Origin of the sequence: Collimonas fungivorans Ter331, from assembly GCF_000221045.1 — a bacterium.
In the GTDB taxonomy this organism is placed as follows: Bacteria; Pseudomonadota; Gammaproteobacteria; order Burkholderiales; family Burkholderiaceae_D; genus Collimonas; species Collimonas fungivorans_A.
The window spans coordinates 1,415,739-1,439,205 of record NC_015856.1; the positions used below are offsets into that span (position 1 = coordinate 1,415,739).

Genomic DNA, 23,467 nt, shown 5'->3' on the forward strand with positions numbered 1-23,467 from the left:
CCCTGCGATCGATACAAGTGTAAATAAAATTACACAATAAAAACATCAGGAGACACCATGCCTCATGCACTTACCTGCCATACCGCCGGCTCCGCCGGTCTTGCCGTTTGCCGGAGCCGCGCATGATCCCGCGCCTGCTGTTCAATTCCGACCACGAGGAGTTTCGCCAGAGTTTGCGTCGTTTCCTGCAGGCTGAGGTCTTGCCGCGCCATGCCGCCTGGGAGGAGCAGGGTTTTGTCGACCGCGATGTCTGGCAGCGCGCCGGCGAGCTGGGTTTCCTGTGCACCAACATGCCGGAAAACTACGGCGGCTCCGGCGTCGACCGCAAGTTCAGCACCATCGTGCTGGAAGAGCTGGCCAGCAGCAACGCCTCGGGCATAGGCTGGCCGCTGCATTCCGACATCGTGGCGCCTTACCTGCTGCGGTACGGCAGCGAAGAGCTGAAGCAGGCCTGGCTGCCGAAGATGGCCGCCGGCACCGCGATCACGGCGATCGCGATGACCGAACCGGGCACCGGCTCGGACCTGCAGGCGATACAGACCACGGCGATCGAGGACGGCGACGACTACATCGTCAATGGTTCCAAGATATTCATCACCAACGGCTATAACAGCGACATGGTGGTGGTGGCGGTCAAGGTTGGCGACAAGAGCCGCGGAGCGAAGAATGTGTCCTTGCTGGTGATCGAGGCCGGCCGGCCCGGTTTCAGCAAGGGCAAGCCGCTGAAGAAGATCGGCATGAAGGCGCAGGATACCTGCGAGCTGTTCTTTGACAATGTGCGGGTCCCGAAGAGCAACATCATCGGCCAGGTCGGCGCCGGTTTCACCATGCTGATGCAAGAGCTGGCCTGGGAGCGCCTGCTGATTGCGATCACCTCGGTCGCCAATGCGGAAGCCATGCTCACCGCAACCATCGAATACACGCGCGACAGGCAAGCCTTCGGCCGCGCCGTGTCGTCGTTCCAGAATACGCGCTTCAAGCTGGCCGAGATGAAAACCGAACTGCAGATCGCGCGCGTGTTTGTGGATCGCTGCGTCGAGCTGGAAGTGGCAGGCGAATTGCGGGTTGACGCAGCGGCGGCCGCCAAGTACTGGTGCTCCGATTTGCAAGGCAAGGTGCTGGACCAGTGCTTGCAATTGCATGGCGGTTACGGTTTCATGCAGGAGTACCCGGTTGCGCGTGCGTATATCGATGCGCGCGCCCAGCGTATCTACGGCGGCACCAACGAAATCATGAAAGAGATCATTTCCCGATCAATATGAGTACGGGTTTTCTATTTTGAATAAAGATGCAGACTATGGAAAATGAATTGCAAAATGCGTTGCGTTATGACGGCCGGGTGGCGATTGTCACCGGCGCCGGCAACGGCCTGGGACGGGTGCATGCCTTGCTGCTGGGCGCGCGCGGCGCCCATGTAGTGGTGAACGACCTGGGCGGCGACGTCCATGGCGGCGGCAAGTCCAGCGCCGCTGCCGACCAGGTGGTGGCGGAGATCAAGGCGGCCGGCGGCAGCGCGGTCGCCAACTACGACTCGGTGGAAGACGGCAGCCGGATCGTGCAGACCGCGCTCGACCATTTCGGCGGCGTCGACATCGTGATCAACAATGCCGGCATCCTGCGCGACAGCAGTTTCGCCAAAATGAGCGCCGACGACTGGGACCTGATCTACCGCGTCCACGTGCTGGGCGCTTTCCGCGTCACCCATGCCGCCTGGCCGCACTTGCGCAACAAGGGCTACGGGCGCATCGTCATGACTACTTCGGCTGCCGGCATCTATGGCAATTTTGGCCAGGCCAACTACAGCATGGCGAAGATGGGTTTGATCGGCATGGCGAATACCCTGGCGATCGAAGGCGCCGCCAAGAACGTGCTGGTCAACACCATCGCGCCGCTGGCCGGTTCGCGCATTTCGGAAACGGTGATGCCGCCGCAGATGATGGAAGCGCTCAAGCCGGAGTTCGTGGCGCCGCTGGCGGCATACCTGTGCCACGAGAGTTGCCGGGAGAACGGCAGCTTGTTCGAGGTCGGCGCCGGCTTCCACGCCAAGCTGCGCTGGCAGCGCACGCAAGGCCATCATTTCCACGGACAGGCTTTCGGCCCCGAACAGGTGGCCCGGCATTGGCAAGAGATCGTCGATTTCGACGACGCTACTTATCCTGCCAGCATAGGCGAATCGCTGATGTCCATCGTGCAGGACGTCGGTTCGCCGTTTGGCCAGAGTAAGGCATGACCCGCCATGATCCGTAATGGCTAATCCGCTGCTGTCCGGCATCCGGGTGCTCGACCTGACCCGTTTGCTGCCCGGTCCCTTTTGCAGCCTTTACCTGGCGCAGATGGGGGCCGAGGTGGTCAAGCTGGAAGAGCCGCAAGGCGGCGACTACGCACGCATGCTGTCGCCTGAATTGTTCACCCTGGTCAATCGCGGCAAGAAATCGGTGACCCTCGATTTGCGGCAGCCGGAAGCGGTCGCCGTGCTGAAGGTCATGGTGTCGCAAGCCGACGTCCTGATCGAATCGCTCCGGCCCGGCGTGATGGACAAGCTGGGCTGCGGCTACCAGGAACTGAAGATCATCAATCCGCGCCTGGTCTACGCCGCGCTGACTGGCTACGGCCAGACCGGCCCCTACAAGGACCGGGCCGGGCACGACATGAATTACTGCGCCTACGCCGGCCTGCTGGACCAGAGCGGCGCCGCCGGCGGTCCGCCGGCGCTGTCGAACTTCCAGAGCGCCGACCTGGCCGGCGGCGCGCTGACCTGCGCCCTGGGCATCCTGGCGGCGGTGATAGGCGCCCGCGCCTCGGGCCAGGGCACCATGGTCGACGTCGGCATGCTGGACGGCACGCTGGCGCTGCAGGCGCTGTCGCTGGCAACCGTCCGCACCCTGGGCGCGAGCGCGGCGCGCGGCGGCGATATCTTGAGCGGCGGCCTGGCCAACTACAGCATTTACGCCTGCGCCGACGGCAAGCACGTGGCGATGGCGGCGCTGGAGCCCAAATTCTTCCTCAATTTCTGCAAGACCGTCGAGCGGCCCGACCTAGCGGCCATGCCGCTGGCGCCGGGGCCGGATGGCGCAGCTTTGCGGAGCGCCCTGGAGGCGTTGTTCAAGACCCGCTCGCGCGATGAATGGGAGTTGCTGCTGGCTGACCGCGACTGCTGCGTATCGGGCATCTACACCCCGCAGGAAGCGCTGGACAACCCGCAGGTCAAGGCACGCGGCCTGGTGCGGATGGAAGACGGCAAGCCGTTGCCGGAGCTGCCGATCAAGTTCAGCGATGCGGCCGGCGCGGCTGGCGATTGTCCGGCATTGGGCGCTGATACCTCCAGCGTACTGGCGGGATTGGGATTTGGCGCGGCGGCGCTGGCGGCACTGCGCGCAAGCGGCGCGATTTGAAGCAAGGCTGTCCTGCAGAATAAAAATATCGGCAAGCGGTTATCCAGATCGATGGGCGAGGAGGCAATATGGACGTGCAAAAGAATCCGGTGCAAATGCTGTTGCAGTGGGCGTCGCAGAAGCCCGACATGCCTTGGCTGTTCCAGCCGGTCGATGGCCAGTGGCGAGCCATCACAAGAGGCCAGGGCTGCGACCAGGTCAGCCGCATGGCGGCGGCGCTGAAGGCGATGGACTGGGAACCCGGCAGCCGCATCTGCATCTCCGGCCGCAACACCGCGCACTGGATCATGGCCGACCTGGCGATCGCCATGGTTGGGCATGTCAGCGTCGGCCTGTACCCGAAACAGGCGGCGGCCACCACACGTTATATCTTCGAACATAGCGAGGCCAAGGCGGTGTTCCTCGGCCCCATGCCGGACGCCGACGATTTCATGGGGGCGATTCCGGAATCGGTCTGCACCATCTCGTTTCCCTACCAGGAAACGCCGGCGGGCCGGTTCAAGTGGGACGAACTGGTTGCGGCCAACCAACCGATGACGGACTACCAGGCGCCGCCGCAGGAGGCGCTGATGACCCTGATCTACACTTCCGGCACCACCGGCAATCCGAAGGGGGTGATGCTCAGTTACGGCAACGTATTGTTCGCGGTGTACAGCATCATGGACCTGGCGCCGTCGCCTACCCAGGAACGCTATTTTTCATACATGCCGCTGGCGCACGCATTCGAGCGCTTTGCGATCGCCATCCCCAGCTGCTACAACGGCGGCGAAGTGCATTTCCTGGAAAACGTCGACAAGATGGGCGAGCAGCTGGCGCAGGTGGCGCCGACCCGTTTTTTTGGCGTGCCGCTGGTTTACAGCCGGATACAGAACGCCATCCTGCACAAGATGCCGCAGCGGAAACTGGACCGGCTGATGGCGATTCCCCTGTTGCGGAACATCATCCGGCGCAAGATCCGCACCGCCGTCGGCTTGCAGAATACCCGCATTTGCCTGTCCGGCGCGGCGCCGATACCGGTGGCGTTGCTGGACTGGTACCGCCGCAACCTGGGGCTGGAAGTGCTGCAAGGTTATGCGCCGACCGAAGCCTCGGTCTATTCCAGCGCTTGCCTGCCGGGCAATAACCGCAGCGGTTCGGTCGGCAAGCCGCCGCCGAATGCAGGATTCAGATTGTCGGATGAAGGCGAAATCCTGTTCAAGCACCCAGGGCTCATGATGGGATACTACAAAGACCCCGAGAGCACCAGTGCCGCCTTCACTGCGGATGGCTACCTGCGCACCGGCGATAAAGGCAGGGTGGACCAGGACGGATACCTGTATATTACCGGCCGCGTCAAAGACATCTTTAAAACCGCCAAGGGGAAATATGTGGCGCCCGCGCCTATCGAATGTTCGCTGGCGCGCAATACCGACCTGGAGAACCTGTTGTTCATCGGCAGCGGCATGAACCAGCCGGTGATGGCGGTGACCCTGACCGCAGCCGCGCGCAGCAAGCCGCGGGCAGAAGTAGAGCAGCAGCTGATCGCCGACATGGCGCTGGTCAATGCGACGCTGGAGCCGCATGAAAAGATCGCCAAATGCGTGGTGCTGAAAGACGCCTGGAGCATAGACAACGGACTGATGACGCCGACCATGAAAGTCAAGCGCGGCGAAGTGGAAAAACGTTATGCTGCGTTGATGGAGAAGGAACTGCAGATACGCAACGCGGTCGGATGGGAATGACAAGCGATAGCACGGATTTTAAACAACCAGAGGAACAGCAATGACAGTCAACGACATCATCAAGCTCATGCCGTCGGGCCTGAACAGCGTAGCCGCGGCGGACATGAAAAGCAGCATCCAGTTCGATATTGCGAAACCGATGTACCTGCTGATCGATCATGGCACATGCACTGCGCACGAAGGCGTGGTCGATGCGCCGGATGTGGCGCTGACCATGGCCGACGAGGATTTGAAGGCGATGCTGAAAGGCGAACTCAACGGCGCCATGGCGTTCATGAGCGGCAAGCTGAAACTGAAAGGCGACCTGATGCTGGCCCAGCGCATTCCTTCCCTGTTCGACGCCAGCAAGATCGGCTGAACCGCCTGCGGCTCTTCGTCGTTGCCGAGGAAGAGCCGCGGCCTGTCGTGAGCTCGCTATTCGAAGTGTTTGCCTTGTTCCGCCATTTTCACCAGTATCGCGGCCGGTGCGAAATAACTGCCGAACTGCTCTGATAGCTGGTTCGCGCGCCGGACAAAATTAGCGACGCCGTAGGCGTTGATGTATTGCAGGGCGCCGCCCTGGAACGGTGCGAATCCCCAGCCGAAAATGCTGCCGATATTGGCGTCGGCGACGGTCAGCACTACCTGTTCCTCATAACACTTTGCGGCTTCGTTGGCCTGCACAAACATCAAACGTTCGATCAAGTCCTTTTGCGGCAGCTGCGTGGCTGCGAGCGGGAAGGCCTGCTGCAGGCCGGGCCACAGGTGCTTGCTTTCGTTTTCTGGATAATCATAAAATCCCTTGCCGGCTTTTTTGCCTTTGCGGTCGAGCTGGGTCACCATTTTTTCCAGCCCGGCATCGGCCGGATGGCCGGCGAAAGGTTTGCCGGCTTCGGCGAAATCCTTGCGCGTCTGTTGCAGGATATGCAGCGACAAGGACAGGCTGACTTCATCGTGCACTGCCAGCGGCCCCACCGGCATGCCGGCCTGCAAGCCCGCCATCTCGATGGCGCGCGGATGCTGGCCTTCCATCAGCAATTTCAAGCCTTCCATCACATAGGTGCCGAATACGCGCGAGGTGTAGAAGCCGCGTGAATCGTGGACTACGATCGGTGTTTTCTTGATCTGCTGCACGTAGTCGAAACCGCGCGCCAGGGTTTGCTGGCTGGTCTGCCGGCCGACGATGATTTCGACCAGCGGCATCTTGTCCACCGGCGAGAAGAAATGCAGGCCGATGAAATTTTCCGGCCGTACGCTGGCCTGCGCCAGGCCGGTGATCGGCAGGGTAGAGGTGTTCGAGGCAAACACTGCGTCGGCGCTGATCAGCGCTTCGGTTTTGCGGGTCACTGTTGCCTTGACCTCGCGGTCTTCAAACACCGCCTCGATAATCAGGTCGCAGCTTGCCAGGTCGCCGAAATCCACGGTCGGCCTGATGCGATCCAGCAGGGCTTGCTTGCCTTCCGCGGTTTGCTGCTTGCGCTTGATCGCCTTGTCGAGCAGCTTGCTGGAATAGTCCTTGCCGTTTTCGGCGGTTTCCAGGCTGTTGTCCAGCAACACCACTTGTATGCCGGCCTTGGCCGAGGCATAGGCGATGCCGGCGCCCATCATGCCGGCGCCGAGTATGCCTACCTTGCTGACCTTGGATGGCGCGATGCCTTCCGGGCGCGACTTGCCCTTGTTGATGGCGTTCAGCTGGAACCACAAGGTGCCGATCATGTTCTTGGCGACCGGCGACAAGGCGCAGTTGACGAAGTAGCGCGATTCGATTTCGCAGCCGGTATCGAAATCGACGATGCCGCCTTCGAATACGCAGCTCATGATGTTGGTCGCCGCAGGATAATTGCCATGGGTCTTGGCGCTTGCCATGGACGGCGCAATCGCCCACAGCTGGCCGTTGCCCGGGCTGCGCGAGTCGCCGCCGGGCCAGCGGAATTTCTTGTCGTCCCACGGCTGCTTGGCCTTGGGATTGGCCAGGCACCAGGCTTTGGCCTTGGCCAGCAAGTCTTCCCTGTCGCTCGCCAGTTCCTGGATGATGCCTTGCTGCAGCGCTTCTTCGGCGCGCAGCTCCTTGCCTTCCAACATCAGCTGCAGCGCGCCCTGGATGCCGATCATGCGCGGCAGGCGTTGTGTGCCGCCGCCGCCCGGCAGCAGGCCGAGCTTGACTTCCGGCAGGCCGAACTTGGCTTTCGGATTGTTGATGGCGATGCGGTGATGGCAGGCCAGCGCCAGCTCCAGGCCGCCGCCCAGCGCGGTGCCGTTCAGCGCGGCCACCACCGGCCGGCCGCATAGTTCGAGGCGGCGCAGGAAACCTTTGAATTGCTGCACCAGGTCGAAGGCTGTTTGCGCCTCAGTAATCTGGAACAGTTTTTCGATATCGGCGCCGGCCACGAAATCCGCCTTGCCTGAGGTAATGATGACGCCGGCGATAGCCGGGTCGGCTTCGATGGCGGCGATCGCCTCCATGAACGGCGCGGTCAGCGCTTCGTTCAATACATTCATCGACCGTCCTGGCATGTCCAGGGTCAGGGTCACGATATTGTCGCCGTCTTTTTGAAAATTTACGCTCATGATCTGGATCCAGTCTGTTAGACACGTTCAATGATGGTGGCGATGCCCATGCCGCCGCCCACGCACAGCGAGATCAGGGCAGTCTTCTTGCCGCTGCGCTCCAGCTCGTCGAGCGCGGTGCCGAGGATCATGGCGCCAGTTGCGCCCAGCGGATGGCCCATGGCGATCGAGCCGCCGTTGACGTTGACCCGCGCCGGATCGATCTCCAGGTCGCGGATGGCGCGCATCACGACTGCGGCAAACGCTTCATTGATTTCAAACAGGTCGATGTCCTTGGCCGACATCTTGGCCTTGGCCAGCGCTTTGCGCGCAGCCGGAGCGATGCCGGTCAGCATGATGGTTGGCTCCGAGCCGGTGACGGCAGTGGCGACAATCCGAGCGCGCGGCTTCAGTCCCAGCTTCTGCCCCATCTCCTTGCTGCCGACCAGCACCAGCGCGGCGCCGTCGACGATGCCGGAAGAATTGCCGGCGTGGTGCACATGGTTGATTTTTTCGACGGTGGTGTACTTGCGCAGCGCGGTGGCGTCGAAACCCATCTGGCCGATCTGCTCGAAAGCGGGATTCAAGGCCGCCAGGTTTTCGATGGTGGTCTGGGCGCGGATGTATTCATCGTGGTCCAGCACTACCAGGCCGTTGAGGTCGGTCACCGGCACCAGCGATTTTTTGAAATAACCTTCGGCGCGCGCATGGGCCGCCTTTTTCTGTGACTGCAGGGCAAAGTTGTCGACATCGCTGCGCGAGAAATTTTCCAGCGTCGCGATCAGGTCGGCCCCTATGCCTTGCGGCGCAAAGCCGGTGACCTGGTTGACCCGCGGGTCCATGAACCAGGCCCCGCCGTCCGAACCCATGGCCCAGCGCGACATGCTTTCGACGCCGCCGGCCACCACCAGCTGCTCTTGGCCGGACATGACTTTCATCGCCGCCAGGTTGACCGATTCCAGGCCGGAAGCGCAAAAGCGCGATTGCGTCACGCCCGCCACCGACTGGTCCCAGCCGGCATACAGCACCGCGGTGCGGGCGATATCGGCGCCTTGCTCGCCGACCGGCGTCACGCAGCCGAGCACGACGTCGTCGACCTGCGAAGTATCGAGGCGGTTGCGCTGCTCCAGCGCCTGCAGCAGCTGGGCCAGCAGGTTGACCGGCGTGACCTGGTGCAGGCTGCCGTCTTTCTTGCCCTTGCCGCGCGGGGTCCGTACGGAATCGAAAATATAGGCTTCAGTCATAGCGTCTCCGGCTTGTATGTTCTAGTAATTAAAATTACACTTAGCTTGATGCTGATTCATCCTGAATGCCACTGTAGTTAAAGCAGCAGCCAGCGTCAATTGGTAATCCACTCTAAACCTGGGCGGAAATAGGCTGCCGATTCAATAGTAATATTAATTACACATATGGCAAAACCATAACAAAATCTATGGCTTCGGAAAAACAGAAAATCATATTGGATCGCGCCTTGCTCAAGCCCTTGATCAGGCAGCGGATAGAAAACACCGTGCTGGACTTGTTTTCGGAACGCGAATTCCATAGCGTCGCCTACGGTGAGATCGCCAGCGCCGCCAGCGTCTCCCTGCAAACCATCTATAAATACTACGGCAGCAAGGAAGCATTGTTGTTTGCCTGCCTGGAAACCTGGCTGGGTACGCTGGCTTCGCGCATGCTCGATCACCTGCAAGGCATCGAGAGCTGCCAGGACAAGCTGCGCAAGGTGTTCTGGGTGGTGCTGGATTTTTTCGACCGCAATCCCAAGGTCAGCCAGCTCATCATGAGTTCGCTGCAGATCAGCGCCTGGGGACGCGACCGTACTTTCCGCCAGCCGGAAATGATGGAAGTGCTGATGAAGACCCTGACCGATGGCAGGGCGCAAGGCGTGCTGACCGATGAAGTGGATGAAAAAATCCTGCTGGACTATTTCATCGGCATCCTGGAAAGGCTGGTGCACATGCACACCATGCGCGGCGAAAAAGAAGCGCTGGCGTTGCAGGCGAATGCGCTGTTCAGGATGTTGTGGCGGGCGATCGCGAAGCCTGAGCAACTTTAGCCGATTTGGCTTGCAGATAAAAAAATAGCGCCGGCGGTAAGCGGCGCTATTTTTGCGAGGTCGATAAAGTGTTTATCGATATTTACGAATTTGCTTATGCGAAATTCTTCGAAGCAAATTCCCAGTTCGCCAATGCCCAGAATGCTTCCAGGTATTTTGGACGGGCGTTGCGGTAGTCGATGTAGTAAGCATGTTCCCAGACGTCGACAGTAATCAGCGGTTTGGCGTCGGTGGTCAGCGGAGTGGCTGCATTGGAAGTCGACACCAGGCCGAGCGAACCGTCAGCATTCTTCACCAGCCATGCCCAGCCGGAGCCGAAAGTGCCGACCGCGGTCTTGGTCAGTTCTTCCTTGAACTTGTCGAACGAACCCCATTTTGCATTGATCGCATCTGCCAATGCGCCGGTTGGTGCGCCGCCGCCGCCTTTGCTTTGCGGCGAAAGGCTGTTCCAGTAGAAAGTATGGTTCCAGACTTGCGCTGCATTGTTGAAAATGCCGCCGGAAGATTTCTTGACGATCTCTTCCAGAGTAGCGTTTTCGAATTCTGTGCCCGGAACCAGGTTGTTCAGGTTGGTCACATAGGTCTGGTGATGTTTACCATAGTGGAATTCCAGGGTTTCCTTGGAGATGTGCGGAGCCAGTGCGTCCAGATCGTACGGGAGAGGCGGGAGTGTGTGTGCCATGGTGCGTCCTTTCTATAGTTTTATTGGAATTACAAAGAAGCTGTTGCCTATACATCTAGTCATCTAGTGCCGTGAACAGATTCTGGAGAGAGCTATTGTAAAGCGCTTAGCTATTCCATGCAGCATGCTTGCGCTTTTATTCCATTCGCTATGTGACTTGCATCACAAAAAACATCCGTTCAATCCAGCGTCGCCTGCACGCTGTCTATGCCGACCTGGGCGCTGCCTTCGGCCAGCTGCACGGTGATTACATGGCGCGGCTGCAGCGCCTGCGGCGTCCGGATCACATGGCCCTTGGCGTCCGAGACAATGGCGTAGCCGCGTTCCAGCGTGCGTTGCGGATTCAGCAGTTCCAGCTGCGCGTTCAGCGCCGCCAATGCCTGGCGGCGATCGCGGTTTTGCGCCGCCAGCGCAGCGTTGAGGCGCCGGCTCTGTTCCAGCAGCGCGATGCGCGGCGCAATCGTGCTGGGTATTTGCGCGGCCCAGCGGGTGCGCAGGTTCAACAGTGCATGGCGCGATTGCGTCAATGGAATGCGGGTAGCGTGCAGCAGCCTGGCTTGCAGGCTTTGCAGCTTGACGCGTTCGTGGGCGATGGTGGTGGCCGGACTGCTCAGGCGCCGGCTTAGCCAGTCCAGGGTCTGGCCGGTTTCGGCCAGCCGCCGGCGCAAGGCGCGGGTCAGGTCGTCGGCATGCGTCTCCAGCGTCGCCAGCCATTCGGCGCGCGGCACTGTCGCCAGTTCGGCGGCGGCGGTCGGGGTGGCGGCGCGCAGGTCGGCGGCGAAATCGGCAATCGTGAAATCGGTTTCGTGGCCGACGCCGGAAATCACCGGCATCGGCGCGGCGACGATGGCGCGCGCTACCGCTTCGTCATTGAACGACCACAAATCTTCGATGCTGCCGCCGCCGCGGCACACCAGCAGCAGCTCGCATTCGGCGCGCGCGGCAGCGGTATTGATGGCGCGCGCGATTTTCTCCGCTGCGCCGTCGCCCTGGACCGGAGTCGGATAAAGGATCACGCGCACATGCGGCGCGCGGCGCGCCAGGGCGCTCAGGATATCGCGCAGCGCCGCCGCCTGCAGGCTGGTGACGATGCCGATGGTGCGGGCGAATGGCGGCAGCGGCCGTTTGCGGGCCGGATCGAACAAGCCTTCCGCATTGAGTTTTTCTTTCAGGCGCAAGAACGCTTCGTACAGATTGCCGACGCCGGCGCGCCGGATCGCTTCGACGTTGAGCTGGTAGTCGCCGCGTGCGGCGTACAGCGTCACCAGCGCCCGCACTTCCACCTTGTCGCCGTCACGCGGAGTGAAGCCGGCATGCTGGGCGCGGCCCTTGAACATCACGCCGCGCACTTGCGCCGCGTCGTCTTTCAAGGTGAAGTACCAGTGGCCGGAGGCGTAGCTTTTGAAATTCGATATCTCGCCCGCCACCCAGGCCAGCGGGAAACTGCGTTCCAGCAAACGCGCCACGGCTTGATTCAAGGCGGAAACCGTCAGTACTGGCGGTCCGCTGGAACGGAGGTCGGTGTCGCTGGAGAAATTCATACGGGCTTTCCGGGGTTCTTTATTGGCGCGTGATTTGCTGGAGCTTGCCATTGTAAAGCACGGTCGCTGATCATCAATGGAAAAGCGAAACAAATCAAAGGCTTGCCCGGATTGCAGTGCGCTTGCGCACAAGCTTATCCACAAATTCTGTGGGTAACTGCGGGTCAACAGGAACTTGTGGATATCCGCAGGCCTGGCTATGGCAAAACGGCTAGGAAAGATCCGCGAAAATCGTCATCGCTATCCGTAAACTGCTGTTTGAGGCGCATTTGCACCTGCCGCCAACAGTAGTGAAAAGATGTTTCCAATCAAGGACTTCTCGTGAATCCAGTGCGCTTGTGCACAAAGTTATCCCCAAAATCTGTGGAGAACTTTGCCGGCGCGGGGAAGGGGGCGTTGCATGTTTTTGATGCAGCGCTAAAAAAACCTTTCAAATCATCGGCTTAAGCTTAGAGTTAGGCACTTGTCCACAATCTTGTTCACATAATATGTGTGGAACTTCGGACTGATGGTGCCGGATACGTATCAGGCTGTTTTTGTCCAGCCGTTATGCGTCGTCCAGGCTTCGAACAAGCCCGGCCAGGCATGCGGCTGGCTGCCCGGTTTTCCCAGTCCCCAGCCATGTCCGCCATCCTGGAACACATGCATTTCCGCCGGGATCTGCGCGGCCTTGAGCGCGTTGAACATCAGCAGGCTGTTCTGGATCGGCGCAATCGGATCGTCCGCGGCTTGCGCCAGGAAGGTTGGCGGCATGCGGCTGGCGACATGCCGTTCCACCGAGAATTCTTCGCTGGCCGCAAGGTCCGGGTGCTTGCCGATAATTTCACGGCGCGAGCGCGTGTTGTCGTAAGGCGGCATGAAAGTAAGCACGGGATAGATCAATCCGGCGAAATCGGGGCGCGCGGAAAACTGGTCGGCGGCGTCGATGGCCTGGTAGCGCCGGGCATCCGGTTCCGCCGCCGTGGTTCCCGCCAGATGGCCGCCGGCGGAAAAGCCGAGGATGCCGATGCGGTTGGCCGCCAGTTCATGCTTCGGCGCCAATGCCCGGATCAGGCGCATGGCGCGCTGGCCATCCTGGAACGGTGCGATGTTCGACCAGCCTTCGCCGGGCAAACGATAGACCAGTTCGAATACGGTGACGCCAAGCGATTGCAGCCACTGGGCTGCCGGGATGCTTTCGCTGCCTCGCTCGATATGCCCGTAACCGCCGCCGGCAATCACCAACACGGCGCTGCCGTCGGGCCGCTCGGGACGATAGACCACCAGGCGCGGACGGGAGATGTTGGTGACCGAGCCTTTGGCATTGGCCTGTTCCGGTCCTGCGGGGCCATTACCTCCCGGCGGTTTGGGCCAAAGAGGAATTTCCTGTGGTTCCGCGGAGGAGGTTGCCGCGTAAAGCGCACGCGGAGCGATCAGCGCCGATGCTCCCAGGAAGCCCATTCCTAACAGGGTCCGCCGTTTTATGTTGTCCATGTCAAAGTCCCATTGAAATTGCTGATGTGGTTACGCCACTGATAATAAGAGGGCGATAGGCCAACGTAAAATATAACAAGCCGTTAACTTTGGCGTGCCGGCAGGCGGACACACTGCCGGCTGTGCAACATTTTCTTGCCGAGGCCGGCCGTTTTGCCAAAGCTGACGGATAAAATCTGCACGTTTTTGATGCAGCACAAAAAAGTCCTTTGAAATCATGGACTTCGCGGCTGAGTCCGGGACTTGTCCACAATCTTGTTCACATAAAATGTGTGGAACTTGCAGTCTCGCTTAAGCGCTATCAAATTAACCGTAAAAATTTCCGTCCCGCAACGCTTGTCGCCCTTGCTCACAAGCCTTCAACAAGTTACATTCTGCATCCATGCTGATGAACCCCTCATCCGCATTTGCCGATATTGAATGCGATTTCACCAAGGAGTTTCTTTTGTTTGCCATTATTCAAGCTGCGGGCTGGCCGATCTGGCTGTTGCTGATTGCCTCCATCATTGCCACCGCATTGATTATCGAACGTCTGGTTTACCTGCGCCGGCCGCGCATCCTGCCGCCGCAGCTGCTGCAGGAAGTGATACGGGTTTATCACAACGGCAAGGTCAATAAGGAAGTCCTGACCAACCTGGAAACCAACTCGCCGCTGGGCCGGGTGCTGGCTGCCGGCCTGCGTAATGTCGATGCGCCGCGCGAGCTGATGAAAGAATCGATCGAGGAAGCCGGTCAGGCCACCGCGCATGAACTGGAGCGTTTCCTGACCACGCTTGGCACGATTGCCTCGCTGGCGCCGCTGATGGGCTTGTTTGGCACCGTGGTCGGCATGATTGAAATCTTTGGCGCGACCAATGGCGCCGGCGCCGATCCGGCGCAGCTGGGCCACGGCATTTCGGTGGCCTTGTACAACACCGGTTTCGGCCTGGCGATCGCCATGCCGGCGCTGATTTTCTACCGCCATTTCCGCGCCCTGGTGGATGGCTTCGTGGTTGACATGGAGCAGCAGGCTGTGAAATTTGTCGATACCGTTCACGGCGCACGCAAATGAACTTCCGCAAAGGCAAGGGTCGCGACGACCCGGAAATCAACCTGATTCCGTTTATCGACGTCTTGCTGGTAATCGTCATTTTCCTGATGGTGACTACCAGCTACAGCAAATTCACCGCGCTGCAAATCACCTTGCCGACGGCCGACGCCGACAAGGCAATGGTGCAGCCGCAGGAAATCAACGTCGCTGTCAGTCCGCAAGGGCAGTACGCGGTCAACAATGTCCAGGTCTCGTCCAAGGATGCGGCATCGCTGGCGCTCGACCTCAAGAATGCGGTGCAAGCTGACGGCGCCAAGGGCGACCCGGTGGTGATCATCAACGCCGACGCCATGGCTACCCACCAGACCGTGATCAACGTGCTGGAAGCGGCGCGCCTGGCCGGTTTCGACAAGATCACGTTTGCTGCCCAGACTAGTGGCCACAAATAAGCCTTCGCTGGAATCGGTCCTGAGCGCTGCCTGGCAGCGGCGCGGTTTTTTAGCATGCCTGTTATGGCCGCTGTCACTGTTGTTCGGGCTGCTGGCGACGCTGCGCCGCCGTTTGTACGCTGCCGGCTGGCGGGCCAGCACGCGCCTGCCGGTGCCGGTGATCGTGGTCGGCAACATCTTTGTCGGCGGCACCGGCAAGACGCCGCTGACGATCTGGCTGGTGCAGGCGCTGCGCCAGGCCGGTTACGTGCCGGGCGTGATCTCGCGCGGTTATGCCGCGCAGTCCGGCGACGGCCAGCCTGCCGTGCAACAGGTAACTGCGACATCGCTGGCGGCCGAAGCAGGCGACGAGCCTTTGCTGATCGCCGCCCGCGCGCAGTGCCCGGTAGTGGTGGGCCGCAACCGGGTGGCTGCCGCCGAAGCGCTGCTGCAGGCCCATCCCGAGGTCAACCTGATCCTGTCGGACGACGGTCTGCAGCACTACCGCTTGCAGCGCGACATCGAAATCGTGCTGTTCGACGCCCGCGGCGCCGGCAACGGCTGGCTGCTGCCGGCCGGGCCGCTGCGTGAACCGGCAAGCCGCCGCCGCGACTTTACCGTGGTGAATGCGGCAACCATGCCGGCATCCATGCCGGCCTCGGCGATCCGCATGCAGCTGGTGGGCGAGCAGGCCGAGCAGCTGTGCGATCCGCGCCGGACCAGGACGCTGGCCAGCCTGCAGGACCCGGCCCTGCGGCTTGCCGCGGCCGCCGGCATCGGCAATCCGCAGCGGTTTTTTTCGATGCTGACGGCGGCCGGATTGCGCTTCGAGGCGCTGGCCTTGCCTGACCATCATGACTTTTCCGACAACCCGTTTGCCGCGCTCCAGGCCGAGATCATCCTGATAACTGAAAAGGATGCAGTAAAATGTCGGCAAATAGAAACCATCAGGAACGATCCGCGCATCTGGATCGTTCCCGTGACGGCGCAGATCGATGCCGCGCTGTCACAACAAATTCTGGAGAAACTCCGTGGACATTCGACTGCTTGACATCCTGGTTTGCCCGATCTGCAAAGGTCCGCTGCATTACGACAAAAAAGCCCAGGAACTGATTTGCAACGCCGACAAGCTGGCTTATCCGGTGCGCGACGGCATCCCTATCATGTGGGCCGACCAGGCGCGCGACCTGAACAGCCCGGCCGCGCCGGCTGCAGCTCCTGCGGCATAGGCGGCGGGTATCGTGATTGTCGTGAGCTCGAACAAGTCTTTCACCGTCATCATCCCGGCGCGGCTGGCGTCTACCCGTCTGCCTAACAAGCCGCTGGCCGACATCGGCGGCAAGCCGATGATCGTGCGCACCGCTGAGCGCGCCGCGCTATCCGGCGCGGCGCAGGTCATCGTGGCGACCGACCACGCCGAAATCCTGGCAGTCTGCGCCCAGCATGGCATCGCCGCGCGCCTGACGCGCGCCGACCATCCTTCCGGCACCGACCGCATTGCCGAAGTGGCGGCGGCGCTGGGACTGGCGGCCGATGCCGTGGTGGTGAACGTGCAGGGCGACGAACCGATGATCGAGCCTGAGCTGATCGCCGCTACCGCGGCGCAGATCACCGGCGAGGTGCCGATGGCGACCGCGGCGCACGCGATCGACTCGGCAGTGGATGCCTTCAATCCGAATGTGGTCAAGGTGGTCTTGAACCAGGCCGGGCGCGCGCTGTATTTTTCGCGGGCGACGATTCCCTGGCACCGCGACGGCTTTGCACAGTCGCGCGAGGATTTGCCGGCGGCCTATGTGCCGCTGCGCCATATCGGCCTGTACGCCTACAGCAATGGTTTTTTGCAAACCTATCCGACGCTGGCGGTGTCGCCGCTGGAACAGATCGAGGCGCTGGAGCAGCTGCGGGTGCTGTGGCACGGCTACCCGATTGCGGTGCACATTGCGCCGGCCGCGCCGGCAGTCGGCGTGGATACGCTGGAAGACCTGGAGCGGGTGAGGCGTTTTTTCAGCGCTCTATGAAGAGCCAAAGTGTCGCGCAGGCGCCTGGAAATTATCGTTGAACCAACAGAAATAGTGCCGCAGACTGGCTGTTTGGTAAAATTGTATGGTAAGTTTCATGCAAAGATAGCGCGGTACAAATAAAAGCATATCGGAGACGTCGCAGCAAACCCAGCAACCATTGGGCGCGCCGTCGCCACAATCAATTCACAAACTCACCTTAGGACTTTAACATGCGCCTCATCCTTTTAGGAGCGCCTGGTGCCGGTAAAGGCACGCAAGCGACTTTCATTAAAGAGAAATTCAACATCCCGCAGATTTCCACCGGCGACATGTTGCGCGCAGCAGTCAAGGCCGGCACTCCGCTCGGTATCGAAGCGAAGAAGGTGATGGACGCAGGCGGCCTGGTGTCCGACGACATCATCATCGGCTTGGTCAAGGACCGGCTGAAGCAGTCGGATTGCGCCAACGGCTACCTGTTCGACGGCTTCCCGCGCACCATTCCTCAGGCCGACGCCATGAAGGACGCCGGCGTGAAGATCGACTATGTGCTGGAAATCGACGTTCCCGACAGCGCCATCATCGAACGCATGAGTGGCCGCCGCGTGCATCTGTCGTCCGGCCGCACTTACCATGTCAAGTTCAATCCGCCCAAGGTGGAAGGCAAGGACGACATCACCGGCGAAGAACTGATCCAGCGCGACGACGACAAGGAAGAAACCGTCAAGAAGCGGCTGTCGGTGTATCACGAACAGACTGAAGTGCTGGTCAACTATTATGGCGACTGGGCCAAGGCCGGCCTGCCGGGCGCTCCCAAGTACCGCAAGATCGCCGGCGTCGGTCCGGTTGAGCAAATACGCGACAGCGCATTTGCGGCATTGGAAGCATAAGAAAAAGCGGACTTCGGTCCGCTTTTTCTTTTGGCCAACAAAATAATTTAGAATTCGTCAGGGAAACAGTAAAGCAGCAAACCAGCCCAACGCCTCTCCGAGAACAAAAGGGCAGCGAAAAGAAATGCATTACGCAGTATTGGCCGGCAGCCACCCATTTGGGAAACATGGCTGCAGGTGAAATGGTGTAGTTGTCTTACTTTGTCGTGAAGCCGTACCAAAAAACTGGAGGAGTCAACATGGCATTAAGTCTATGGTTTGCCGTCGCTTGCGGCATCATTGCCGTCATCTATGGGCTAGTCTCGCGCAGCTGGATATTGAAGCAGGATCCCGGAAACGCGCGCATGCAGGAAATCGCCGCCGCGATCCAGCAGGGAGCGGCGGCCTACCTGGCGCGCCAGTACCGTACCATCGCCATCGTCGGCGTGGTGCTGTTCATCATCATCGCGATACTGCCCGGACTGGGCCTGGTGACCGCGGCCGGTTTCCTGGTCGGCGCGGTGCTGTCGGGAGCGTGCGGCTTCATAGGCATGAATGTCTCGGTGCGCGCCAACGTGCGCACGGCGCAGGCCGCTACCAAGGGCATGGGACCGGCGCTGGACGTCGCCTTCCGCGGCGGCGCCATCACCGGCATGCTAGTGGTCGGGCTGGGGCTGCTCGGCGTGACCTTGTTCTTTTTATGGCTGCTGGCATTTGCGGGGCCTTCCGGTCTCTCTTTGCATGACATCATCCGGCCCCTGATCGGACTGGCGTTCGGCGCCTCCCTGATTTCGATTTTCGCGCGTCTCGGCGGCGGCATCTTCACCAAGGGCGCCGACGTCGGCGCCGACCTGGTGGGCAAGGTGGAAGCCGGCATCCCGGAGGACGATCCGCGCAATCCGGCGGTGATCGCCGATAACGTCGGCGACAATGTCGGCGACTGCGCCGGCATGGCGGCCGACCTGTTCGAAACCTATGTGGTGACCCTGATCGCCACCATGCTGCTGGGTTCCTTGCTGATCCACGGCGCCGAGCTGCAGGCGGTGCTGTATCCGCTGGCCCTGGGCGGCGTGTCTATCCTGGCTTCCATCGTCGGCTGTTCCATGGTCAAGGCCAAGCCGGGCAAGAAAATCATGTCGGCCTTGTATACCGGCTTGTGGTGGGCGGCAATCCTGAGCCTGGTCGGTTTTGTCGCGGTGACCTGGCTGATCCTGCCGGAACCGATGCGGGTGCCAATGATGGGTTCGGCCGTGATCGGCATCGTGCTGACCGGCCTGATGGTCTACATCACCGAGTATTACACCGGCACCGATTTCAAGCCGGTGCGCCACATTGCACAAGCTTCCACTACCGGCCACGGCACCAACATCATCGCCGGCCTCGGCGTTTCGATGAAATCGACCGCGTATCCGGTGCTGGCGGTATGCGTCGCCATCCTGGCTTCTTACTGGCTGGGCGGCTTGTACGGCATTGCGATTGCGGCTACCGCCATGCTGTCGATGGCCGGCATCATTGTCGCGCTGGACGCCTATGGTCCGATCACCGACAACGCCGGCGGCATCGCCGAAATGTCGGGCCTGCCTGATTCGGTGCGGGCGATCACCGATCCGCTGGATGCGGTCGGCAACACCACCAAGGCAGTCACCAAGGGTTACGCTATCGGCTCGGCCGGCCTGGCGGCGCTGGTCTTGTTTGCCGACTACACGCATGCCCTCGATTCGGTCGGAAAAAGCACGGTGTTCGATTTGTCGAACCCGCTGGTGATCGTCGGCCTGTTCATCGGTGGCCTGATTCCCTACCTGTTCGGCGCGATGGCGATGGAAGCGGTCGGCCGCGCTGCCGGTGCGGTGGTGGTCGAGGTGCGCCGCCAGTTCCGCGACATCAAAGGCATCATGGATGGCAGCGGCAAGCCGGAGTACGACAAGGCAGTCGACATGCTGACTTCGTCGGCCATCAAGGAAATGATCATCCCGTCGCTGCTGCCGGTGGTGGTGCCGATCGTGGTCGGCCTGCTGCTTGGGCCGGCGGCCTTGGGCGGCTTGCTGATGGGAACCATCGTGACCGGTTTGTTCGTGGCGATTTCGATGACCACCGGCGGCGGCGCCTGGGACAACGCCAAGAAATACATCGAGGACGGCAACCATGGCGGCAAGGGTTCGGAAGCGCACAAGGCGGCGGTGACCGGCGACACCGTTGGCGATCCCTACAAGGATACCGCGGGGCCGGCCGTCAATCCGCTGATCAAGATCATCAATATCGTGGCTCTGCTGCTGGTGCCGTTGCTGCCGGCTTCTGGCATGCAGCAGGCGGCGGCTGGAGGGGTGGTGCTGGTGCCTGTGCCGGTGACTGCCACGGCGACCGAAATCGTCGTCAACAACGGCGCGGCCGCGGCATCGGCTGCGACTGCGGCTCCAGCGTCTTCCCCCGCGACCATCATCTATTTTGAATCCGGCAAGGCCGATGCGCCAGGCGACACCGCTGAAAAACTGGCGGCCGTGGTCGACGCGGCGAAAGCCAAGGCCGGCTCCAAGATCGTGATCAGCGGTTTCCACGACACCACCGGCGATCCGGCCAAGAATGAGGAGATTTCCAAGGAACGCGCCAAGAGCGTGAAAGCGATCCTGTTGATCGCCGGCGTGGCGGAAGACGCCATCGTGCTGGAGAAACCGCAGGTGACGACCGGCAGCGGCGACAACGCCCAGGCGCGGCGGGTCGAAGTCAGCGTCCACTAGCCGTCTGGCGAAGAGCGAGGGAGCGGCAGGCGCGGCCTGCCGCTCCCTTTTTTTCAGCAGCGTTCTACACGAATTTCCTCTCCCTGTTACTCTTCCTATCCATGGAGATAAAACACAAAACGGGTCTCATCCTGACCGGCGGCGGCGCCCGCGCGGCTTACCAGGTCGGCGTGATGGATGCGGTGGCGTCGATCTTGCGCGAGCACGGCTGGGCGCCGGAACAGAATCCCTTCGCCATCATTTGCGGCACCTCCGCCGGCGCCATCAACGCCACGGCGCTGGCGTGCCGGGTCGAGAACTTCGGCCAGGGCGTGCAAAAACTGATGGACGTCTGGGAGCACTTCACGGTGGAGCAGGTGTATCGTGCCGATTCGCTCGGCGTGCTGCGTTCCGGCGCGCGCTGGCTGTCGCTGCTGTCGTTCGGCTGGCTGCTGCGCAAATGGCATGCGCACCCGCCCAATTCGCTGCTCGACAATACGCCGCTGATCACCTTGCTGCACCGGCTGCTGGACCTGGAACGGCTGGATGCGGCGCTGGTCAACGGCAGCCTGGAGGCGCTGGCGATCACCGCTTCTTCCTACAGCGGCGGCCAGCACATCACGTTTTACCAGAGCGCCATCGAAATCCAGGGCTGGACCCGCAGCCAGCGGCGCGCGGTCAGGGACCAGATCAATGTCGGCCATTTGCTGGCGTCGTCGGCGATTCCTTTCATCTTTCCGGCAATCCCGATTTATTGCGACGGCCGCCGCGAGTATTTCGGCGACGGCTCGATGCGGCAACTGGCGCCGATTTCTCCGGCGATCCACCTGGGCGCCAGCAAAGTGCTGGTGGTGGGAGCAGGGCGCCGCCAAGAGGCGCCGACCGATGCCCCCGTATTTGCCCGCTATCCCAGCCTGGCGCAGATCGCCAGCCATGCCTTGTCCAGCATTTTCCTGGACGGGCTGGCGGTGGATATCGAACGGCTGGAACGCATCAACCATACGCTTTCTTTCCTGACGGAAGAACAGCGCCAGCGCACGCCGCTGAAACCAGTGGAAATGCTGATCATCTCGCCGTCGGAACAGATCGACGATATTGCGACCAAGCACTTCGGCAGCTTGCCGGTGCCGATCCGCACCTTGCTCGGCGGCCTTGGCGCCAAGGATGCGCGCGGCGGCGGCCTGGCGTCTTACCTGCTGTTCGAGTCGGGGTATACGCGCGAATTGATACGCATGGGCCAGAAAGATACGCTGGCGCGCCGGGATGAAGTAGCCGCCTTCTTCGGCCCGAGCCCAGGCGCGCAGCAAAAACCCGCGAACTTGTGATTGGTAAATATTGTCAAATATTGCAACACTTGCTGCCAGGGCAAGGATACGGGTTGATTCGTTTTCATCAACACGTTACCCTACGGTATCAGAACCATAAAATATTAAATTTATGAAAAGCCACGCAACCCGGCGCCATTTCCCTGGTCTAAGTTCCGATTTCGCGGCTGCCATCGCTGTTGCAGTATTACGCAACGGGGCCTTGCTGCTGCTCGGTTTGTTGTTGTCTTTTCAAGTATTTGCGCGGGACTCCCTGTCGCAAGATGTGGTTTCCATAGGTCAGTTGCCGCAGGAAGCGCAAGCGACGCTGGTCTTGATCAAGCAAGGCGGACCTTTCCCGTATGCCAAGGATGGCGTGGTGTTCGGGAATTATGAAGGGATGCTGCCCAGGCAGCGGCGCGGGTATTACCACGAATTCACGGTGAAAACTCCGCGCGCGCGCAACCGCGGCGCACGCCGGATCATCGCCGGCGGCAATCCGCAGACTTCGGGCGAGTATTACTACACTGACGATCACTATCAAACATTCAGGCGCATCCAGGAGTGACCGAGAAGAGTGAATGAGATACAACAACAGCAATCCATCATCATTGCTCTAGCTGAGGGAAAAATGAGTTTGTTTAAAACCGTACCGCCAAATGTAGTGCAGTCCATCCGCGCCTTCCGTGTGACCGACCTGCAGGCGGAAGCCGGCCGCCTGGGGCAGCATTTCCTGTATGCCTATTGCGCGGAAGCAACGACTAAACAGCAAGTGCTGGCAAATATCGCCCACGCCTTCCATTTTCCCAAGCATTTCGGCAAGAATTTCGACGCCCTGGCCGACTGCCTGACCGACCTGGCCCACAAGTCCGGTCCGCAGCCGGGTTTCATTGTGGTGATCGAACAACTGCCGAATACCCCCAAGTTTGACAAGGAAGCACGGGAAACCTTGCTCGACGTATTCCGCGACAGCGCCGATTTCTGGGCTGACAAAAAAGTAGCTTTCCGCGTTTTTTATTCATTCCAATAACACTGTTTTAATCAAAATCACCGCTGTTTTTAATCAAAAACGGCTTTGCAACGGGTACAATGCGCGCCATGAGAAGCATTGTTATCCTGATTTCCGGGCGTGGCAGCAACATGCAAGCCATCGTCCGCGCCGCTCAAACCGAACAATGGCCTGCCAGAATCGCCGCGATTGTCAGCAACCGGGCCGATGCCGAGGGTTTGAAATTTGCCGCTGCCCAAGGCATTCCAACGGCAGTGGTTGCGAATAAAGACTATCCTGACCGTGAACAGTTCGACGCCGCCTTACGCGTCGTGATCGATGGGTTTGCGCCCGACCTGGTGGTGCTGGCAGGTTTCATGCGTATCCTGACCGCGCCGTTCGTCGAACATTACGCCGGCCGCATGATGAATATCCATCCTTCGCTGCTGCCAAGCTTTACCGGCATGGCGACCCACAGGCAGGCGCTGCAGGCCGGCGTCAAGGTGCATGGCGTGACCGTGCATTTTGTCACGCCGGCGCTGGACCACGGGCCGATCGTGGCGCAAGTCGCGGTGCCGGTGCTGGAAGACGATACCGAACAGTCGCTGGAGCAGCGCGTGCTGCTCGAAGAGCATCAGTTATATCCGCGTGCAGTGCGCTGGTTTATCGAAAACCGCTTGCGTATCGAGGACGGCCGAGTGCATAACAATGCGGCTCAGCACGAACGCTAAGACAGTCGTTTGGCTGGC

Annotated in this window: 22 protein-coding genes; 17 read left to right on the forward strand and 5 right to left on the reverse strand. The window is 60.7% G+C overall.

Features of this window, described 5'->3' with window-relative positions; all coding sequences use genetic code 11:
* Nucleotides 1–122 precede the first annotated feature (122 nt).
* From CFU_RS06240 to CFU_RS06260, 5 genes are all read left to right on the forward strand, one after another.
* Nucleotides 123–1,262 (forward strand): acyl-CoA dehydrogenase family protein, encoded by a 1,140-nt coding sequence (locus CFU_RS06240; RefSeq protein ID WP_041741400.1) that lies wholly within the window; start codon nt 123–125, stop codon nt 1,260–1,262.
* Between the two features lie 35 nt (nt 1,263–1,297).
* The gene (locus tag CFU_RS06245; RefSeq protein WP_148264955.1) at nt 1,298–2,230 is read left to right on the forward strand and encodes an SDR family oxidoreductase; all 933 of its coding nucleotides are present in this window, start codon (nt 1,298–1,300) and stop codon (nt 2,228–2,230) included.
* A gap of 16 nt (nt 2,231–2,246) precedes the next feature.
* On the forward strand, nt 2,247–3,392 hold the full coding sequence (locus tag CFU_RS06250) for a CaiB/BaiF CoA transferase family protein (protein WP_014005194.1): 1,146 nt from the start codon (nt 2,247–2,249) through the stop codon (nt 3,390–3,392).
* Between the two features lie 68 nt (nt 3,393–3,460).
* Nucleotides 3,461–5,113, forward strand: a complete 1,653-nt coding sequence (locus CFU_RS06255) for an AMP-binding protein (protein ID WP_014005195.1) — start codon at nt 3,461–3,463, stop codon at nt 5,111–5,113.
* Nucleotides 5,114–5,153: 40 nt separating this feature from the next.
* The gene (locus CFU_RS06260) at nt 5,154–5,471 is read left to right on the forward strand and encodes an SCP2 sterol-binding domain-containing protein (RefSeq protein WP_014005196.1); all 318 of its coding nucleotides are present in this window, start codon (nt 5,154–5,156) and stop codon (nt 5,469–5,471) included.
* Between the two features lie 56 nt (nt 5,472–5,527).
* On the opposite strand, the gene CFU_RS06265 is transcribed toward CFU_RS06260, so the two are convergent.
* Nucleotides 5,528–7,660 carry a 3-hydroxyacyl-CoA dehydrogenase NAD-binding domain-containing protein gene (locus CFU_RS06265; RefSeq protein ID WP_014005197.1) on the reverse strand — a complete coding sequence of 711 codons (2,133 nt, stop codon included), beginning with the start codon at nt 7,658–7,660 and terminating at the stop codon, nt 5,528–5,530.
* Nucleotides 7,661–7,677: 17 nt separating this feature from the next.
* On the reverse strand, nt 7,678–8,883 hold the full coding sequence (locus CFU_RS06270; RefSeq protein ID WP_014005198.1) for an acetyl-CoA C-acetyltransferase: 1,206 nt from the start codon (nt 8,881–8,883) through the stop codon (nt 7,678–7,680).
* Between the two features lie 188 nt (nt 8,884–9,071).
* Here CFU_RS06270 and CFU_RS06275 point away from each other — a divergent pair, with 188 nt between their 5' ends.
* Nucleotides 9,072–9,695 carry a TetR/AcrR family transcriptional regulator gene (locus tag CFU_RS06275; RefSeq protein WP_050808493.1) on the forward strand — a complete coding sequence of 208 codons (624 nt, stop codon included), beginning with the start codon at nt 9,072–9,074 and terminating at the stop codon, nt 9,693–9,695.
* Between the two features lie 94 nt (nt 9,696–9,789).
* Here CFU_RS06275 and sodB read toward each other — a convergent pair whose 3' ends face one another.
* The 3 genes from sodB to CFU_RS06290 all read right to left on the reverse strand — a co-directional run bounded on the left by sodB (nt 9,790) and on the right by CFU_RS06290 (nt 13,391).
* Nucleotides 9,790–10,377 (reverse strand): superoxide dismutase [Fe], encoded by a 588-nt coding sequence (gene sodB, locus CFU_RS06280; protein ID WP_014005201.1) that lies wholly within the window; start codon nt 10,375–10,377, stop codon nt 9,790–9,792.
* 179 nt (nt 10,378–10,556) lie between these two features.
* Complete coding sequence (xseA, locus tag CFU_RS06285; protein WP_041741401.1) at nt 10,557–11,918, reverse strand: exodeoxyribonuclease VII large subunit; 1,362 nt, start codon at nt 11,916–11,918, stop codon at nt 10,557–10,559.
* A gap of 525 nt (nt 11,919–12,443) precedes the next feature.
* Nucleotides 12,444–13,391 carry an alpha/beta hydrolase gene (locus tag CFU_RS06290; RefSeq protein WP_014005203.1) on the reverse strand — a complete coding sequence of 316 codons (948 nt, stop codon included), beginning with the start codon at nt 13,389–13,391 and terminating at the stop codon, nt 12,444–12,446.
* A 445-nt stretch (nt 13,392–13,836) separates the two neighbouring features.
* On the opposite strand from CFU_RS06290, the gene CFU_RS06295 reads away from it, so the two are divergent.
* The 11 genes from CFU_RS06295 (at nt 13,837) to purN (ending at nt 23,449) form a co-directional block, all read left to right on the forward strand.
* The gene (locus CFU_RS06295; RefSeq protein ID WP_041743065.1) at nt 13,837–14,442 is read left to right on the forward strand and encodes a MotA/TolQ/ExbB proton channel family protein; all 606 of its coding nucleotides are present in this window, start codon (nt 13,837–13,839) and stop codon (nt 14,440–14,442) included.
* The gene (locus CFU_RS06300) at nt 14,439–14,870 is read left to right on the forward strand and encodes an ExbD/TolR family protein (RefSeq protein WP_014005205.1); all 432 of its coding nucleotides are present in this window, start codon (nt 14,439–14,441) and stop codon (nt 14,868–14,870) included. Before CFU_RS06295 ends, CFU_RS06300 begins: the two co-directional genes overlap by 4 nt.
* Nucleotides 14,857–15,900, forward strand: a complete 1,044-nt coding sequence (lpxK, locus tag CFU_RS06305; protein WP_041741402.1) for a tetraacyldisaccharide 4'-kinase — start codon at nt 14,857–14,859, stop codon at nt 15,898–15,900. The genes CFU_RS06300 and lpxK overlap by 14 nt, the downstream gene beginning before the upstream one ends.
* Nucleotides 15,881–16,078: a Trm112 family protein gene (locus CFU_RS06310; protein WP_041741403.1), complete on the forward strand. Its 198-nt coding sequence runs from the start codon at nt 15,881–15,883 to the stop codon at nt 16,076–16,078. The genes lpxK and CFU_RS06310 overlap by 20 nt, the downstream gene beginning before the upstream one ends.
* A 21-nt stretch (nt 16,079–16,099) precedes the next feature.
* On the forward strand, nt 16,100–16,867 hold the full coding sequence (gene kdsB, locus CFU_RS06315; RefSeq protein ID WP_014005208.1) for a 3-deoxy-manno-octulosonate cytidylyltransferase: 768 nt from the start codon (nt 16,100–16,102) through the stop codon (nt 16,865–16,867).
* A gap of 212 nt (nt 16,868–17,079) precedes the next feature.
* Nucleotides 17,080–17,736 carry an adenylate kinase gene (adk, locus tag CFU_RS06320; RefSeq protein WP_014005209.1) on the forward strand — a complete coding sequence of 219 codons (657 nt, stop codon included), beginning with the start codon at nt 17,080–17,082 and terminating at the stop codon, nt 17,734–17,736.
* A 239-nt stretch (nt 17,737–17,975) separates the two neighbouring features.
* Entirely contained in the window at nt 17,976–20,447 is a 2,472-nt protein-coding gene (locus CFU_RS06325) for a sodium-translocating pyrophosphatase (protein ID WP_014005210.1), read from the forward strand.
* A 101-nt stretch (nt 20,448–20,548) separates the two neighbouring features.
* The gene (locus tag CFU_RS06330) at nt 20,549–21,751 is read left to right on the forward strand and encodes a patatin-like phospholipase family protein (protein ID WP_014005211.1); all 1,203 of its coding nucleotides are present in this window, start codon (nt 20,549–20,551) and stop codon (nt 21,749–21,751) included.
* Nucleotides 21,752–21,863: 112 nt separating this feature from the next.
* Nucleotides 21,864–22,298 (forward strand): ribonuclease, encoded by a 435-nt coding sequence (locus CFU_RS06335; RefSeq protein WP_014005212.1) that lies wholly within the window; start codon nt 21,864–21,866, stop codon nt 22,296–22,298.
* A 63-nt stretch (nt 22,299–22,361) separates the two neighbouring features.
* Nucleotides 22,362–22,760, forward strand: a complete 399-nt coding sequence (locus CFU_RS06340; RefSeq protein WP_014005213.1) for a barstar family protein — start codon at nt 22,362–22,364, stop codon at nt 22,758–22,760.
* A gap of 59 nt (nt 22,761–22,819) precedes the next feature.
* Nucleotides 22,820–23,449 carry a phosphoribosylglycinamide formyltransferase gene (purN, locus tag CFU_RS06345; RefSeq protein ID WP_014005214.1) on the forward strand — a complete coding sequence of 210 codons (630 nt, stop codon included), beginning with the start codon at nt 22,820–22,822 and terminating at the stop codon, nt 23,447–23,449.
* Nucleotides 23,450–23,467: the final 18 nt, after the last annotated feature.

Excerpts from the sequence above, each read along its gene's own strand:
- CFU_RS06240 (WP_041741400.1), top strand. The coding sequence starts at position 123 with ATGATCCCGCGCCTGCTGTTCAATTCCGACCACGAGGAGTTTCGCCAG.
- CFU_RS06245 (WP_148264955.1), top strand. The coding sequence starts at position 1,298 with ATGGAAAATGAATTGCAAAATGCGTTGCGTTATGACGGCCGGGTGGCG.
- CFU_RS06250 (WP_014005194.1), top strand. The coding sequence starts at position 2,247 with ATGGCTAATCCGCTGCTGTCCGGCATCCGGGTGCTCGACCTGACCCGT.
- CFU_RS06255 (WP_014005195.1), top strand. The coding sequence starts at position 3,461 with ATGGACGTGCAAAAGAATCCGGTGCAAATGCTGTTGCAGTGGGCGTCG.
- CFU_RS06260 (WP_014005196.1), top strand. The coding sequence starts at position 5,154 with ATGACAGTCAACGACATCATCAAGCTCATGCCGTCGGGCCTGAACAGC.
- CFU_RS06265 (WP_014005197.1), bottom strand. The coding sequence starts at position 7,660 with ATGAGCGTAAATTTTCAAAAAGACGGCGACAATATCGTGACCCTGACC.
- CFU_RS06270 (WP_014005198.1), bottom strand. The coding sequence starts at position 8,883 with ATGACTGAAGCCTATATTTTCGATTCCGTACGGACCCCGCGCGGCAAG.
- CFU_RS06275 (WP_050808493.1), top strand. The coding sequence starts at position 9,072 with ATGGCTTCGGAAAAACAGAAAATCATATTGGATCGCGCCTTGCTCAAG.
- sodB (WP_014005201.1), bottom strand. The coding sequence starts at position 10,377 with ATGGCACACACACTCCCGCCTCTCCCGTACGATCTGGACGCACTGGCT.
- xseA (WP_041741401.1), bottom strand. The coding sequence starts at position 11,918 with ATGAATTTCTCCAGCGACACCGACCTCCGTTCCAGCGGACCGCCAGTA.
- CFU_RS06290 (WP_014005203.1), bottom strand. The coding sequence starts at position 13,391 with ATGGACAACATAAAACGGCGGACCCTGTTAGGAATGGGCTTCCTGGGA.
- CFU_RS06300 (WP_014005205.1), top strand. The coding sequence starts at position 14,439 with ATGAACTTCCGCAAAGGCAAGGGTCGCGACGACCCGGAAATCAACCTG.
- adk (WP_014005209.1), top strand. The coding sequence starts at position 17,080 with ATGCGCCTCATCCTTTTAGGAGCGCCTGGTGCCGGTAAAGGCACGCAA.
- CFU_RS06325 (WP_014005210.1), top strand. The coding sequence starts at position 17,976 with ATGGCATTAAGTCTATGGTTTGCCGTCGCTTGCGGCATCATTGCCGTC.
- CFU_RS06330 (WP_014005211.1), top strand. The coding sequence starts at position 20,549 with ATGGAGATAAAACACAAAACGGGTCTCATCCTGACCGGCGGCGGCGCC.
- CFU_RS06335 (WP_014005212.1), top strand. The coding sequence starts at position 21,864 with ATGAAAAGCCACGCAACCCGGCGCCATTTCCCTGGTCTAAGTTCCGAT.
- CFU_RS06340 (WP_014005213.1), top strand. The coding sequence starts at position 22,362 with ATGAGTTTGTTTAAAACCGTACCGCCAAATGTAGTGCAGTCCATCCGC.
- purN (WP_014005214.1), top strand. The coding sequence starts at position 22,820 with ATGCGCGCCATGAGAAGCATTGTTATCCTGATTTCCGGGCGTGGCAGC.